The sequence below is a fragment of the Marivirga tractuosa genome (assembly GCF_042140215.1).
Classification (GTDB): Bacteria; Bacteroidota; Bacteroidia; order Cytophagales; family Cyclobacteriaceae; genus Marivirga; species Marivirga tractuosa_A.
The window spans coordinates 2595117-2609844 of record NZ_CP159478.1 but is presented as its reverse complement, the minus strand read 5'-3'; the positions used below and the strand labels follow the sequence as shown (position 1 = coordinate 2609844).

The following is a 14728-nucleotide window of genomic DNA, read 5'->3' as shown; positions in this document are numbered from 1 at the left end:
GTCTTTCAGTATTTCATTCTCAAATTGAATTCAATTGTATTCGTGATTTTAAGGATTTGATTTCGTATTTTCGATATGTAACCATTCCTTTTATTTTTTTTCAAAAAGTTTTTCACATCCGTTGGAGTTTCCACTTTTGAGCTAAGCAGATCAAAAACATTCTTATGATTTATTTCATATTTTCTACTATATTTTGGTTTCTTCATATCAGATGAAACTGTTCTGTTAAAGTTATCAATTTCATTATTTAAATCTTTTATTAAAGTATTTTCTAAACTTTCTATAAAACTAAAAAAAAACCATAACTCAAATTTTCCTCTTACTACCTTCTTTGGTTCACTAATTTCATTTACTTTTCTTAGGTTTGTTAATATTTTTTTATAATTGATTAATTCATCGTCAGCACCAGTACTTTGGAGAATATATTCTAAAAGTTTCTTATTAGTAAATTTTCCTTTTTTTGAACTTGGTAAAGTTGGATCTTGCATAGTTGATTGATGCAAATTTGGTTCAAGATATTTTAATTTTTCAATCTGAGTGCCATTAAAGTAAAACATCTTTTCCATCTTTAATTTCTCAAGGTTAATATGTTTTTCCTCCATTCTGTAAATGAGAATGCATGCAGTAACTATTAAAATGTGTTTAACAAAAATTTGATAGGAAGCTTTAAAGCTATCTAAAGCTTCTTGCTGTAATGTTTCATCTTTTATATTGTAAACTCTATTCAGTATTGAGATTAATATTTTCTCATTTACAAGATAATTTTCAATTGAATAATATTTAGTTTTAAAAAAATTTGAAGCTTTAATGAAATCTCGATTTAAAAGGTCATCATAATCTTTATCTACAAGAAATAAAATCCTATATCTTGAATATGAATCCCAATCCATTTCTTTGTAAGCTTTTATTACATTCTGTTTTCCCTTTTGGGCATAAGGATAGTATTTATAGCCACTATAGAATTTATTTAGAAAATGTCTATAAAACTCAAAATCATCTTCACTTTCCAAAAATAGATGAACAGTTTTACTGAATTTTTTATACTCTTGTTTTAATTTTAAACTTCCAGCCCTTGATTGATAATCATTTCTTTTTTGAAAAAATATGTCTATGAAATCCATTATTTATTGAATTCGTTTAAACCATGAGTCATACTCATATATTCGTCAGAAACAATAAAAGGCGAATGCGTGGCTGAAATTAAAAACCTTGCTCCGGCTTTCATAATATCAGATATTAATGTTTCTTGCCATTTAATTGAAAGTGAAAGTTCTGGCTCATCTATAATTATTATGGGTGGTTTTTGGTTTAAACATAAATGAGCGAATATAGAAATTATCTGTTTTTCACCTGATGAAAGATTAATTAAATCAAGAACTTCACCGGATTTAGATTTCACTGTTAGATTTCTGCCTTCTATGACTAGTTTGTCTGAAATTAAATATTCATTACAAAATCTCAAAAATGTTTTTAATTTATCATTTCCATCTATTTTTTTGGTAGATTTATCAACATTTTGCGCTATGTAATTTCTCACATGATACTTTACATCTGACATACCAAATTCCACTAACTCCATGTGAAAATTTTCAGCCTCTTTCCTTTTCCAATTTTCTAAGTCTCTACTACTCCATAAATTCGTAAACATTTGACTTAATTCACGTCCTAAAGATGCTTTGTCATTAAATTCATCAAGACTGTCCAACTCATTTGTATTCGTATATATGTATTTAGGTAAAGTTGACTTTAATCTTAATTCTAGTCTTTTATCTAAATCATTAAAAAGATCTGAAAATTCTCTTTCTATTCTTCTAAAAGTTGGTAAGTATATTATATTTTCATTCCAATTCGCATTTAAAGATGAAAACATTTTTTGAGTTATATCATCTATTAATTTAATAAGAAGGTTTAATGGGATATCATAATCACTTTCTAGTTGTCTTGCCCTAATCGGATTTCTTATTAAATCAAGTACATCAATTTTTTTTAAGTCACTTTCTAAAAAACTTTTGTACACTGGATATTTTTTGATTAAATCATCAACTGGAATATCATCAAATCGTTTGGTTAGAAATTCATCCCTATTGAATTGAATTTTTTTTCCTTCCACATTTGCAACGATAGACTCAAAATTGAAGTCTAATAACCGTATCCATTGCTTTGAGAGAAAGTAGTAAATAATTCTTAGAAGAGTTGTTTTACCTGAGCCATTTTCTGCTACTAATAAGATTACATTATTTTCGATAACAATATCGAAATCTTTTTCTCCAAATAATTTAGTAATAGAAAATCTTTTGAAATCCAAAAATGACATTATTAAAGCTTAATTGTGTTGAAAATAACTTTTTGAGTTGGGGTATGTTTTACAGGCATGATATTTAGGTTTAGTTAAAATATTAATTTGTAAACTAGTACTTTTAGTTTACATAAAAAAGTTGCTTTAGACGAATAAACTAAAATCTTAGACAGAGAGTGCTACTTTTATTCAATTATACTACTTCACTATACAATATTATTGTCTATAATCGGTGGCACATAACACTTTAGCCATGAAATTCCTGAAGAGCTCTATCCTATTTGTTACCATCTTACTATTTTCATTTAATACGGTAGTTGATCATGTTTACATTTGTGACAGCAAAACCGCTAAAAAGTACCACTATAAAAAAGATTGCAGGGGTTTAAATGCATGTAAAGCAGAAGTGGTTAAAGTCACCTTATCCGATGCTAAAGAATCTAAGAAAACACTTTGCGGTTGGGAGGATTGAAATTGTATTTGTTAAAAATGAAAAGACGACTATAGTCTTTGAATTAAAGCCGTCTAATTACTTTGATTTGTTTTGAATAGATAATAAAGTAGAAATCTAATTCCTACACCCATTCTTCTCACAAGTAATTTTGTTCCTTGTAAAAACCCATTGGCTAGGACGGTCTTTCAAACTAGTTCCACATCCAGTGGTTCCTCTTTTTGTTTCTTTATGTATTTCTTTGGTAAGGGTATGTTTTGCAGGCATGATCTTATAGGTTTTAGTTGAAATTTTACTATATCTAATTTAGAATTTTAAGTTTAGATAGAAAAGTGGGTTTAGATGAAGGAATTGAAACCTTAGATGGAGAGACAAATTTTTACGATAAAAATAGAATAGTTTAAGACCACTCTCAGTAACCAATTTTGTATTTCCCTTTGCTGTTCATTTGGCATTATTAAAAGCTTTCTATTAGTTTAGCGCACTAATTGAACTCAAATAAACTTATGAAGTACTTTTTGCTGCTATTTTTATGCTGCACTTCTCCCCTTTTCTTGTCTGCACAAACCAACTATTTAATGCAGGAAGATTTTACATCTCCCACTTATGGATGGCAGTTCAAAAGTGATAGCAATGCCCATTATCATTATGACGGTCAGCGCTTAAGCATTGATCGGTCCAATAAAACAGATAGATTTGGTACTTATACCCACATCGCAATTGATCCTAAATCAGACTATAAAATAGAAGCTTTGATAAAGCAAACTCAGGGTGAATTCAAGGGCTCTTATGGTATCCATTGGGGATCTCATTTCAGTAGTAAATCAACCTTTTCTTTTATTATTAATTCATCTGGAAGTTATAAGATCTATTCAAGTTGGGGACAAAAAATCAAGGAATTTACGCTCTGGCAAAAGTCTGCTGCAATTCGGGAGAAAGGCCAAGACAATAAATTGACTATTCATAAGCGTGGAGAAACTATTTTCTTCAGCATAAATGAGCAGGAAGTTGCCCAAATACCTGAGAGTAAGGTTCATTTTCAAGGAGGCAGAATAGGTATGGTTTTGAATGGAGATATTGGCATAAGCGTGGATTATTTTAACGTATTGCAGGATAAACCTCCTATTAATCAACTGGACACGAAGGCTAAATTGATTAAGGAAAAGTTGCCCAAAAGCATAAATACCAAGGCGCAAGAACTTAACCCCATTGTCTCTTATGATGGAAAAAACTTATACTTCACCAGAAGTGAGGGAGATGATTTGGCCCAGGAGATATGGCAGTCTACATTAGAGGATGATCAATGGGCTCCTCCTGTGAAGTTGGGTTTTCCTTTGAATACACCTGGCCACAATAATGTAATGGGGATTGCTACTGATAATTCCAAGCTACTCTTAAGCAATACCTATTCAAAAGATGGCCTCAGCTTGACTAGCAATGGCTATTCAATGACTGAATGGCAAGATGACCATTGGTCTATTCCTGAGAAAGTGAAGATATCAAGCTATATCAACTCTTCCAATACCGCTGAAACGAGCCTTTCTGTTACGGGAAAAAGTATGGTGCTATCTTTAAAAACAGGATACAATGAGGGGCTGAATGACCTGTATCTGTCTAATTATACCTCATATATCCACTCTTGGTCTGGGCCAAGGACTTTAGGGAAAGTAATCAATAGCTTTGGCAATGAAAGCGCTCCCTTTTTGGCTGCGGATGGGAAAACGCTCTATTTCTCTAGTGAAGGCCATTCTGGTTATGGTGATATGGATATCTTTATGAGCCGTATGTTGGATGATGAAGGATATGAATGGAGTGAGCCTATTAATTTAGGTTCTGAAATTAACACTCCTAATTGGGACGGTTATTTTACTATTCCGGCTCACGGAAATTGGGCTTATATGGTTTCCGAAAGTGATAGTGCTGCCCAATTAGATATCTACCGAGTAAAACTACCCGAGGAGCTAAAACCCGACCCTGTAGTATTGATTAAAGGCAGGATTTTAGATGCCAACACAAAAGAACCTTTACAAGCACAGCTCTATTTTGAATCATTACCCAAAGGAAGAAGACAGAATTCCGTAAGGTCGAATGCATCGGATGGCAGCTACCAAATCATTCTTCCTTACGGTAAACATTATGGCTATTATTCGCAGCTAGAGGGCTATTTATCCACCCACGACAATATCGATTTGCAACAGAAGGAGAACTATCAGGAGATAACCAGAGATATTTATTTGAGTCCGCTAAGCGAAGGCTCCTTTATTAGTTTGAATAATGTGTATTTTGGGCAAGGGAGCTATGAAATACTAGAAGCTTCACATCCTGAATTAGATCGATTAATAAGGTTTATGCGATCCTCTGAAACCATGGAAATTGAAATTGGAGGGCATACTGAAAGAAGAGGTTCCGCAAGGCTAAACAGGATCTTGTCACAAGATAGAGCGGATGCTGTAAAAGCTTATATAGTGCAAGCAGGCATTAAAGAGAAAAGAATTAAAACCAAAGGCTATGGCTCATCAAAACCTGTGACAGATGGAAAAACTGAAAAAGAGCGAAAGCAAAATAGACGGGTGGAATATACCATATTATCTTTGTAAGCTTTAAAACTTTTCTTTTAAAAAAAGAGTGCATTCAATAAACTTTTTGGATATCTTCCTTAATAATTGTAATTCACCATTTTAAAGAAAAGATATGAAAAAGAAAATTTTAATTGGATTTGGAGGCTTAGTGCTCGTATTGATTATTTGGGTAGCTTACGGATTATTTTTTGCTACTCCCGTTAGTCCACCCGCAACAGTCAGTTATAATGAAGGCGGATTGGAAATCACCATTGATTATAGCCAACCTTCAAAAAAAGGCAGATTGATATTTGGAGAGGAAAGTGAAGGGGCTTTGCAGCCTTATGGAAAATATTGGAGATTAGGCGCCAATGCAGCAACCGAAATCACTTTTAATAAAGATGTCAATTTCGGAGGCAAAGCAGTAGAGGCTGGAACTTATCGAATGTATGCAGTTCCAGGTCCTGAAACCTTCGAAATCACCTTAAACAGCGAAACAGATGTTTTCTTTGGAGCTGCAGAACCGGATTATGAATTGGATGTGGTAACTATTGAAGTTCCGGTACAAAAACCTACTTCAGCAGTAGAGACTTTCACTATCGGTTTTAGCTCAACTGATAATGGTGCCAATATAAACTTTAGCTGGGATCAAACTATGTTTCAAGTTCCTGTAACAATTCAATAAATATGTTTATTACTTCAAAGTAATGGGTTTTAGAAGCAAGTGAATTTGATTTTTTTAGTTCTGGCCACAATACAATATTACGCCCTTTCAGGGCTTAGAGGGTGATCTATTATAACACAGGGCTTCACCCTGTGTTGTGGTATTACGTCCTTTCAGGACTTGAATGAACATTAAAATGATAAAAAAACAAAAACCAATCCCTTATTTTAAAGCTGAAATATTTCTTGAATAATAGATTTAACAAAGTCCCGAAGGGACGACATATCTTAAAGTAGGGTAAAGCCCTACTTCCTAAAAAACTAAACCTAACCCAGCCCTGAAAGGGCGAAATATTTTGACCATGGGCTAAGCAATTCACTTACTATATTTAACTAGAAGATTTTAAATCCCTTGAAGCTTTTCGAGCAGCTCGATCTACCAACGTAAAGATTTTATCGTAATCATCTTTGTTTTTGCTAGCTTGATGTCCTTCCACTTTTACAAATTCACAATCCAAATTATCGGTAATTTTGAAAAAAGCCCGATACAGCTCATGGTGATTTAATAGCTTTCCTTTTTTAGAATGATAATCTGCTTCTTCCAAGGCTTTACGTCTAGCTGGTAAACCCACAATGTTTTGAGAATCTGTATAAATTACTACTTTTTCAATGTGATCATCAAGATCATTTAGTGCCCAAATCAAGGTCTGAAGCTCTAATTTAGTGGAAGAGGTGTTACTGAACTTTTTTATTTTAATTCTTTCCTTAAGATCGATTTCAGATAACTCAGTTTCATTAAGCACCAAAGCAGCACCGCAGCCCACTTTGAGTTGGTTATTTACACTTCCGTCAATGAACAGTAATTGTTTGTTTTTCAAATATTTAGGTTTCTTTAATTCAGACTGCTGGTGCGAGCTCAATGTCGTTAAGTTAAGAAAAACTGCTCTAGTTTAATACTTTTACACCAGTATGAGACTTCAAAAATGAATACAAATCGCTATTAAAAAAAGCTTGAAGCAATTATTGAATAATTGGAGACAAAGAAACTTTTGCAGTCTTATTATCCAGCGCCAGAGGCGAGTAACCATCACCATCCAGAGCATGGCGATAGAAAAATAATTTCCTTCCTAGCCTCCGGCTAGTGGAAACTACTACCGCCTCTGGCGGATTTTATTAATTTTCTATTAAGAAACAATTAAACTGCATTGTCAGGCATGAGTAAAAACAGATGCCCGAGATATAATAAAATCCTTAACTTAACGACATTGGGTGCGAGCTTCCTAGCTCGTACTATTATTTTTTACAGAAATAGCCCGCTTTTTTGAGCACGATCACGCTAACTTTGATCTCACGGATTTTAATAAGTAGTAAATAGTTAAATTCAACAATTTGTTCTGAATATTAATGCTTTGTAAAACAAAATTAAAATACAAAAAAATTCGGTGTGCATTCCCAATTTTGTCTTCAATGCTATTAAGTTAAGCTTTGAATTCTCAAGTACCACTAATATCCTAAAAAAATAACTTTAGTTATTTTCCTTTGTGTTCTACTGTGTCTTTGTGGTTAAAAAAGAATGTTGTTAAGTTGGAGGATTAAGGGGGCTACCAATCAATCGGCCTATAGTCCTTTAAAAACTTGCCACACCAGTGTTTCCCGGTATTGATGCCATCAAATAAGGGATCCATCACACGGGCTGCACCATCCACTATATCTAAAGGCGGTTGGAAGTCGTGTTCTTTTTCCTTCTTTTTCGCCAATTCAGCTGGATCTTCATCCGTTACCCATCCTGTATCTACCGCATTCATATAAATTCCATATTTGGCAAAATCAGATGCTGCAGTATGCGTCATCATATTCAAAGCCGCTTTTGCCATATTCGTATGCGGATGACGATCTTCTTTATGATATCGATGGAATTTTCCTTCCATAGCGGAGACATTAATGATATGTTTCTTACCTGTATCATCCTTCTTCATCAGATCCGCTAAGCGATTGCATAGCACAAAAGGAGCAACAGCATTTACCAATTGCACTTCTACCATTTCAATGGTATTAATCTCTCCTAATTTTAATCTCCAGCTATTCGTTTTTCTTAAATCCACTTGCTGCAAATCAGCATCTAATTTTCCTTCCGGGAATACTTCCTCCGTACTTAATGAATTATCTATGCTGTATGGAATTTGAGACAGCTTAGCTGAATTACTGAGCCCCACTCCTAGCCTTTTTCCATGCCAACTTACGGGCAGATTCTTTTGGCCTTCTGCAACTCCCTCACTTAGTTCTTGCAGTTCTTTTACACAAGCAAGATGATCTGAAAGCAAATCTTGTGCTGAGGCTGGTAATTCAGAAATGGGCTTTTCTTCATTTGGCATTAAGTGTTGATAAAATCCCGCTGGTCGCCTTACCGTTTGTGCAGCATTATTAATCAATACATCCAGCCTATCGTATTGCTGCTCAATAAAATTACAGAAAATCTCTACGCTAGGAATATGTCTTAAGTCAAGACCATGAATTTTCAGTCGATGACTCCATTTGTGGTAATCTTCTTCTTTAGCAAAACGGAGCGCTGAATCTACTGGAAAACGAGTAGTGGCAATGACAGTGGCCCCTGCCCTCAACATCATTAATGTAATATGATAGCCAATTTTCAAACGAGAACCTGTGATCAGCGCCACTTGACCGGTTAAATCTGCGGTTTGGTAGCGCTTGGCATAATTGAAATCACCGCAGCTTGGGCACATCGTATCATAGAAATGATGCAACGTATCATATTGATCCTTGCAAACATAACACTCACGTGCCTTTTCTAATTTAACATCTGATTTGGGAATCTCACCTGTTAAAGAAATCATTTTGGGAGCTTCAAAAATTAAAGCCTCACGAGCACTTCTAATACCAGTTCCATTTCTTGCGGCCTTATCCTTTTCTTTGATTTTTCTCCTCTCAGATTTTCGGGCTTCTTTCTTTCTCCTTCGAAATTCCTCTCTACTCGGTCTGGAAAATAAGCCTGCCGCCATCAGTAAGGCTGTTCTTTTCTCTTTTGGGATGTCAAAAATTTGATTGGTATCTAAATTCAATGTCTCCAAGATGGAGATGCATTGATCAATTTGTTCTTCACTGAAAGCGGTGGGATTGCTTTCTTCCTGAATTTCTGTCATATATCATTTTTGAAGCCACAAAAATAGTCATGAATATTCAGTTATTTTTATGTTTAGGTAAATATAATAATGGCAATATTTAAATCTCATCGAGTTGATAACCAAGTCTGAGGATAAAATCAAATAAGGAACCATCGGTGGCATAGAGTACACCCGTTTTATTCATAAAGGTTGATTCAGGATTATTAAGATGGAGTTGTTTTCCAAAACTATCGGCAACAATGAGTCCTAGTTCCTCAAAAAATAATCGGGTGGCTGCATAATCCCAGATACTACCCCCTCCTTTTTGTTCTTTAGGAAATTTGAAGTAACAAGCCGAAGCGGAATGCAATACGCCTATAGCGTTTCTTACGGCCCATAACCCTCTTGGTACGCAAGGTCTTTTTCTTCTCGCCTGCCCACTTTTGAAATTCTTTCTCTAGAAAGTCAAAATAGGGTGCTGATTGGAGACTAATATCCATATAAACGTGCAAAAGGTCAGTTTCAACCGATTTTCTTTTGAATTCTTCATTATTTAAATGCAAACCTTTTCCTTTAATGGAAGTATAAATGTCATCTAAGTTGGGTAAATATACCACTCCAATAAGCGGATCCCCGGATTTCGACAACAAAGCAATGGATACGGCATATCCCGACCTTCCTTCCGTAAAAGCTAAAGTTCCATCCATTGGATCAATGCACCAAAAATAGTCCTTTTCCAATCGAGAGGCATCGTCTTGGGCTTCCTCGGTCAATAAGCCCAAATCATATTGTTTGACACTGTCATTCAATTGCTGAAGAATGATTTCCTGAGCCTTATAATCCACCTCTGTTACAATTTGTGAGGCGATAGAATCACTTCCTATTTTCTGTTTCTTCTGATAATGTTGATCAAACTGAGATTGAATATATTCTCCAGCAGCTGTTGCCGCTCCTTCTGCAATCTTACAAAGTGAATATAAATCTTTATCTGTAAGCCTCATGCGATCTTTAATTCATTTAAAACTCTATCAGTTAGTTGTTTGCTGTACTTATGCATCTTCCAATGCCCTGGACTCCAACCATCCAGAAAGCGATACAAATCAGCCCAGGCAAAGCGATAAAGTGCACTCCATTCCTTTTTTACCGATTGATAATCAATTGTGTTATCTAAAGAATCTTTAAGTTGCCCAAAGTAGTACTGCAATAGCTCATCTTCATATTTTTCACAATCTTCGCCCTCAAAGCAGCTGCTGATAAAATAAGCAACATCTTTCATTCCACATCCCTTGCCAACATATTGAAAATCAACAGCTGCCACAGTGCCATCTTCAGCAAAACAGAAATTAGCTAATTTGGCATCTCCATGTATAATCGTTTGATATTGAGCATTTTGAAGCTTTTCATCTATAGCGTTTGCAGCATTTCTTAAGGAGTCATTTTCCATCCGCTCCCATTCATCAGGTCGAGTTTCTAAATGCCAATAAGTGCCTATCGTCCATAGACCATCGGCTTTAGTATTCATAAATTTGGCATGAAAATGCGCCAACCAACTTAGGCAACTTTTAGCATGACGTAGACTAACTTTATCATGATGCAAGCGAATGGGAAAACCACTTGCGTCCAAATCCTCCATGAGCAATAATAGCTCATTGGCCTCTTCTACAACATGATAACTTTGAGGAACTCTGCAATAGGCATTCGTTTTATGCGCAAATTCTTCATACCAATGCCGCTCTACCTGATATGATTTGAGCTTTCTCTTATGTGATATGGCAGTATTCCACCCCTTTGGATGCTGACTGGCATCTGGAAGTTTGATATGCTTAACAATTACACTAGGATATTTCCCTCCTTCTAAAACATAGCGTTTTATTTCTCCATAACCGCTCCAAAGCGTTTGTACAGATTCGCTTCTGATAATGCTTGAAGCCTTTGTGATAGCTAAAATTTCCTGATTTACATCCATAGTAATAGCTCAAAGTTGTGGTTTTTAAATGGTTTGGGCAAGTATTTCTTTATTTGGAAACCTTACACTTTTCACTTGCATTATTAGTAACAAATAATAGTGCCTATTGGCAACGCGAGTCCAAAAATGCTTATTAGTCTTCTCAATCATAGATAAATAAATAGTTGCTCCTGCCCTAATTTGTGGTTTTGATTGTAAATATGCTTTAAAAATTTAATTCTATTTTAAGTTCGCTACTGTATATGAGTTCGAATGTATGAAACACTAATAGTTAATCAGTATTTTTTTTTACTTTTGAAAAGCTTAGATTCAAATCAAATTTAAAACTTATAAATGAACAAGATAAAATACTTAATTATAGACGATGATCATATATTCAGTAAATGGCTCAAAACTAATATAGACGACATATTTCCCGAGTTTGAGCATATAAGTTCCCGAGTTGATACATTGGGCGGATTGATGGATATTCATAGAAATCAACCTGATTTGGTCTTTTTAGATCAATATATTGATGGTTTGAGTGGTTTTGATGTTCTGGATTTGATGAAACAGCAACCTAAAATTATTATGATATCATCTGAAAGTATTGATAAGACTAAATTAGATGAATATCCGAATGTAATTGGCTTTATTGATAAGCCTATTGACTTGGAGAAATTGAAAGCAATGCTGAATAAAAATGGGCTTATAGTATGATTTATAAAGTTTATTATCCCCCAAAAAACAACTTCAAATAAAACTTAGGCTTCACTAATTCCTTTTTCAAATCCACATTATCAAGCATGGAAGTTAAAAGGGTTCGAACAGAAGAATTTTTATTGGCTCTATTAACGACAAAATTGAAAAGTTTAGGATATCGAAGTAGCATCTGAATCCTTCGGCTGATCCGCAATTCATTCCACATTTTATGGTAAACCATTTGGTCATATTTCCTAAGATAATCAGCAGTAAAGTTTTGATTTTTAAATGCTTTAAAAATATATTCTGAAGCTATTCTTCCGCTTCTTAAGGCATTGCCAATTCCTTCTCCAGTGAAAGGGTCAATCAAGCTGGCTGCATCTCCTAATAGTAAAAAACGATCTCCTGAAATGGGCCTCTTTTTAGAACCTATGGGCAATCCAAATCCCTGTGGTTTTTCTAATGCTTTGGCATTTTTAAAACGCTCTTTTAAATCTGGTTTTGATTGAATAAGGTCAGATAAAGCCTTCTTCAAATCAATTTTCTTTTTACTTACTTCACTGGATAACATTCCTAATCCCACATTCGCTTGTCCGTTGGGAAGTGGAAAGATCCAGAAATAGCCAGGCAATAGTTCTTTATAAAAATGGAGTTCTATATGCTGATTAGCGTGAAAACCTGTAACTCCTTCAAAATACTGCCTGATTCCAGCACAATAATGGTCTTTTTCTACTTTGATGCTGCCTAACTTCCTATTCACTATGGAATGCGCACCATCCGCTCCAATCATCATTCTCGCAATCAGTTGTCTTTTATCAGTCTTTAGCTCAATTCCTTCTGCATTCCTTCTAATATCTAGTACTTTCTCAGACTGAAAAACTTCAATATTTGACTGGTTTTTAATTTGATGGAATAGAAAATGATCAAAATCTATCCTTTTACTGATGTAACCGGCTGCATTTCCGTGATTGGGGTTTTGGTAATTGATATCTAGAAAGGAATGGTTAGGTGCCACAAAGCGAACGCCATGAGAATCAATTTTTTGAGCAAAGCTTTCAAACTTTTCACCTAATGATTGATCCATTCTATAAAGCTGATTGACAACATCCGCACTTAAGGCATCGCCACAAATTTTATCACGAGGAAAAGTTGCCTGATCGATTATAGCAATTTTCAAATCTTGATTTCTTAACTGATAGGCACAAGCAAAGCCAGCTGGTCCTGCTCCTACTATTATGAGATCGAAATCATGATTTTTAGCATTCATTTTATCCTACCCTGCTTTCAGAATACAAATCATAAGCTGCCACCAAAGATTCACGGCCAGTGGAACTCTCATAGCGTTCATATTTATGAATGCTCTCACGTTCTTCAACATATACAGCCTGATAATCATCATCATAATTATCCCAGATAATAAGCATGTAATTATAGCCGATTTTACTTGCTCTACCTATTTCTAACCAGTCTTCAAAAACTGATTCTTCTAAGGCCTTGGGGAATGCTGCTCCATTAAACATAATACTTCTTAAAAATTGTAAAGTTTAAAATTAATGGGTTAAGCGGAGTTTTAACTATGATTTTACGTTTTCTTTAATAAAAACTTATTAGCACCTTATAAATAATCTAGGAATTTACTATTCAGTTAATAGACCGATAAAAATTTAAAGTCGAACAGCGTTTTAAGCTTTTAGGCTACTCAAAAAATCTAATGTATTACTGCCTTTACCATCTATAGGAAGTTGAACTATGAATTTGGTAACGGCAAATTTTTCATTATTTACTTTCACTTTTCCATTTAAAAGCTCTGCTGACTTTTGAACTATATACAAGCCTAAACCATTACCATCTGAATGCTCACTACCTACATAAAACATTTCAAATATTTTATGTTTTATCAAATCATCAATGCCAATTCCATTATCTAAGACAGAAATTTCTAGCTTCTCATCTTGAATTTTAATTTTTAAATCGACTCTACCCCCCTTATCATTATCCACCCAGCAAAAGAAAAACGCATTTTCCAAAAGGTGATACAAAATCACTTCAAATAGTTTCGGGATGCTCAATACTGAAATTCCATTTTCAATATGAATTGAAAATTGGATACCTCTCTCTTTAACGGTGTTTTTAAATGAAGCAATCACTTTATCTGATAGTGCTTTTACATCAAACTCCTCAAACTCTCCGGGCTGATGAATTTCACTGACTGTACTTAATTTTTTCAACAGCTTATCCATCCTTTTATTCGTTTTAAATAAAAGTCCTGTAAGCTCATCGTTATTAGTTTCCCTGTTAAGTAAATCGCTAATTCCAGCAATAGAACTGAGCGGTGCACGCAAATCATGAGAGGCCTTATACAATACTGTATCTAATTCTTTAAAAGTTTTATGTAGTAAAAAGGTTCGTTCTAATACAATGTTCTCTAGGTTTTCATTAGTAAGTTTCACGACTTTATTGGCTTCAATAAGTTTTGTCTTTTGCCTTTTTAATCTAGATCGGAAATAGAATAGCAATATGATTAAAACAGCAAATACCAAAGCCACTCCTAAAGTCAAAAACAACCGTTGTTGATAAATTTTCCTTTCTTTTAACCTTTCTCTCTCGCTTTCTGATAGTCGATTTTCCAACTCTTGCAAATCGAAAAAACGTCTCTTCAATTCATTAATAACAGTTAAATAAGTATTCAAATTCTCATTAAAAACATTTTTATTGGCTTGTAAAATATTTTCTAATTCTTCAATTTCCCTTAGTAAGTTGGCTTTAGATTCCTCTGACATATTTTCAAAACCCACATTTAGCTTATCTCTCACCAATTGTATCTTTTCTAGTACTTCTCTTTGTTGAGATACATTTTGATTACTTTTACGAGCTTGGAGTATTAAATTATCTATGTCTTCTTCCACCACTGTGCTATCGGAAATATTGTTGAGTAAATCACCAGAATCTGACAAATTCCCATTAATAATTTCACCATATAGATCATCAAATTTC

General features: G+C 34.4%; 14 protein-coding genes. 4 read left to right on the top strand and 10 right to left on the bottom strand.

Going from position 1 to position 14728, the window contains the following annotated elements:
• Positions 1-5: 5 nt before the first annotated feature.
• A complete protein-coding gene (locus tag ABWH96_RS11740) occupies positions 6-1121 on the bottom strand; it encodes a DUF4435 domain-containing protein (protein WP_375577721.1) in 1116 nt (371 codons plus the stop codon).
• Positions 1121-2305, bottom strand: coding sequence for an AAA family ATPase (locus ABWH96_RS11735; RefSeq protein ID WP_375577720.1), 1185 nt, complete (start codon positions 2303-2305; stop codon positions 1121-1123). The genes ABWH96_RS11740 and ABWH96_RS11735 overlap by 1 nt, the downstream gene beginning before the upstream one ends.
• A gap of 244 nt (positions 2306-2549) precedes the next feature.
• Between ABWH96_RS11735 and ABWH96_RS11730 the strand changes: the two genes are divergently transcribed.
• From ABWH96_RS11730 to ABWH96_RS11720, 3 genes are all read left to right on the top strand, one after another.
• Complete coding sequence (locus tag ABWH96_RS11730; protein ID WP_375577719.1) at positions 2550-2768, top strand: hypothetical protein; 219 nt, start codon at positions 2550-2552, stop codon at positions 2766-2768.
• Between the two features lie 485 nt (positions 2769-3253).
• Entirely contained in the window at positions 3254-5344 is a 2091-nt protein-coding gene (locus ABWH96_RS11725) for an OmpA family protein (protein WP_375577718.1), read from the top strand.
• A gap of 94 nt (positions 5345-5438) precedes the next feature.
• Positions 5439-5990, top strand: a complete 552-nt coding sequence (locus ABWH96_RS11720; RefSeq protein WP_375577717.1) for a DUF2911 domain-containing protein — start codon at positions 5439-5441, stop codon at positions 5988-5990.
• Positions 5991-6357: 367 nt separating this feature from the next.
• Here the strand turns inward: ABWH96_RS11720 and ABWH96_RS11715 are convergent, their stop codons facing one another.
• The 5 genes from ABWH96_RS11715 to ABWH96_RS11695 all read right to left on the bottom strand — a co-directional run bounded on the left by ABWH96_RS11715 (position 6358) and on the right by ABWH96_RS11695 (position 11053).
• The gene (locus ABWH96_RS11715) at positions 6358-6846 is read right to left on the bottom strand and encodes a ribonuclease HI (protein WP_375577716.1); all 489 of its coding nucleotides are present in this window, start codon (positions 6844-6846) and stop codon (positions 6358-6360) included.
• Positions 6847-7569: 723 nt separating this feature from the next.
• Positions 7570-9126 (bottom strand): SDR family NAD(P)-dependent oxidoreductase, encoded by a 1557-nt coding sequence (locus tag ABWH96_RS11710; RefSeq protein ID WP_375577715.1) that lies wholly within the window; start codon positions 9124-9126, stop codon positions 7570-7572.
• Between the two features lie 79 nt (positions 9127-9205).
• Positions 9206-9457, bottom strand: coding sequence for a hypothetical protein (locus ABWH96_RS11705; protein WP_375577714.1), 252 nt, complete (start codon positions 9455-9457; stop codon positions 9206-9208).
• Positions 9420-10088 (bottom strand): inositol monophosphatase family protein, encoded by a 669-nt coding sequence (locus ABWH96_RS11700; protein WP_375577713.1) that lies wholly within the window; start codon positions 10086-10088, stop codon positions 9420-9422. The genes ABWH96_RS11705 and ABWH96_RS11700 overlap by 38 nt, the downstream gene beginning before the upstream one ends.
• Positions 10085-11053: a phosphotransferase gene (locus ABWH96_RS11695; protein WP_375577712.1), complete on the bottom strand. Its 969-nt coding sequence runs from the start codon at positions 11051-11053 to the stop codon at positions 10085-10087. Before ABWH96_RS11695 ends, ABWH96_RS11700 begins: the two co-directional genes overlap by 4 nt.
• A gap of 333 nt (positions 11054-11386) precedes the next feature.
• Between ABWH96_RS11695 and ABWH96_RS11690 the strand changes: the two genes are divergently transcribed.
• Positions 11387-11752 carry a response regulator gene (locus ABWH96_RS11690; RefSeq protein ID WP_375577711.1) on the top strand — a complete coding sequence of 122 codons (366 nt, stop codon included), beginning with the start codon at positions 11387-11389 and terminating at the stop codon, positions 11750-11752.
• A 13-nt stretch (positions 11753-11765) separates the two neighbouring features.
• On the opposite strand, the gene ABWH96_RS11685 is transcribed toward ABWH96_RS11690, so the two are convergent.
• The 3 genes from ABWH96_RS11685 to ABWH96_RS11675 all read right to left on the bottom strand — a co-directional run bounded on the left by ABWH96_RS11685 (position 11766) and on the right by ABWH96_RS11675 (position 14688).
• Positions 11766-13001 (bottom strand): NAD(P)/FAD-dependent oxidoreductase, encoded by a 1236-nt coding sequence (locus tag ABWH96_RS11685; protein WP_375577710.1) that lies wholly within the window; start codon positions 12999-13001, stop codon positions 11766-11768.
• Position 13002: 1 nt separating this feature from the next.
• Complete coding sequence (locus ABWH96_RS11680; protein ID WP_375577709.1) at positions 13003-13254, bottom strand: hypothetical protein; 252 nt, start codon at positions 13252-13254, stop codon at positions 13003-13005.
• A gap of 162 nt (positions 13255-13416) precedes the next feature.
• Complete coding sequence (locus tag ABWH96_RS11675; protein WP_375577708.1) at positions 13417-14688, bottom strand: sensor histidine kinase; 1272 nt, start codon at positions 14686-14688, stop codon at positions 13417-13419.
• Positions 14689-14728: the final 40 nt, after the last annotated feature.

Excerpts from the sequence above, each read along its gene's own strand:
- ABWH96_RS11740 (WP_375577721.1), bottom strand. The coding sequence starts at position 1,121 with ATGGATTTCATAGACATATTTTTTCAAAAAAGAAATGATTATCAATCA.
- ABWH96_RS11730 (WP_375577719.1), top strand. The coding sequence starts at position 2,550 with ATGAAATTCCTGAAGAGCTCTATCCTATTTGTTACCATCTTACTATTT.
- ABWH96_RS11725 (WP_375577718.1), top strand. The coding sequence starts at position 3,254 with ATGAAGTACTTTTTGCTGCTATTTTTATGCTGCACTTCTCCCCTTTTC.
- ABWH96_RS11720 (WP_375577717.1), top strand. The coding sequence starts at position 5,439 with ATGAAAAAGAAAATTTTAATTGGATTTGGAGGCTTAGTGCTCGTATTG.
- ABWH96_RS11710 (WP_375577715.1), bottom strand. The coding sequence starts at position 9,126 with ATGACAGAAATTCAGGAAGAAAGCAATCCCACCGCTTTCAGTGAAGAA.
- ABWH96_RS11700 (WP_375577713.1), bottom strand. The coding sequence starts at position 10,088 with ATGAGGCTTACAGATAAAGATTTATATTCACTTTGTAAGATTGCAGAA.
- ABWH96_RS11695 (WP_375577712.1), bottom strand. The coding sequence starts at position 11,053 with ATGGATGTAAATCAGGAAATTTTAGCTATCACAAAGGCTTCAAGCATT.
- ABWH96_RS11690 (WP_375577711.1), top strand. The coding sequence starts at position 11,387 with ATGAACAAGATAAAATACTTAATTATAGACGATGATCATATATTCAGT.
- ABWH96_RS11685 (WP_375577710.1), bottom strand. The coding sequence starts at position 13,001 with ATGAATGCTAAAAATCATGATTTCGATCTCATAATAGTAGGAGCAGGA.
- ABWH96_RS11680 (WP_375577709.1), bottom strand. The coding sequence starts at position 13,254 with ATGTTTAATGGAGCAGCATTCCCCAAGGCCTTAGAAGAATCAGTTTTT.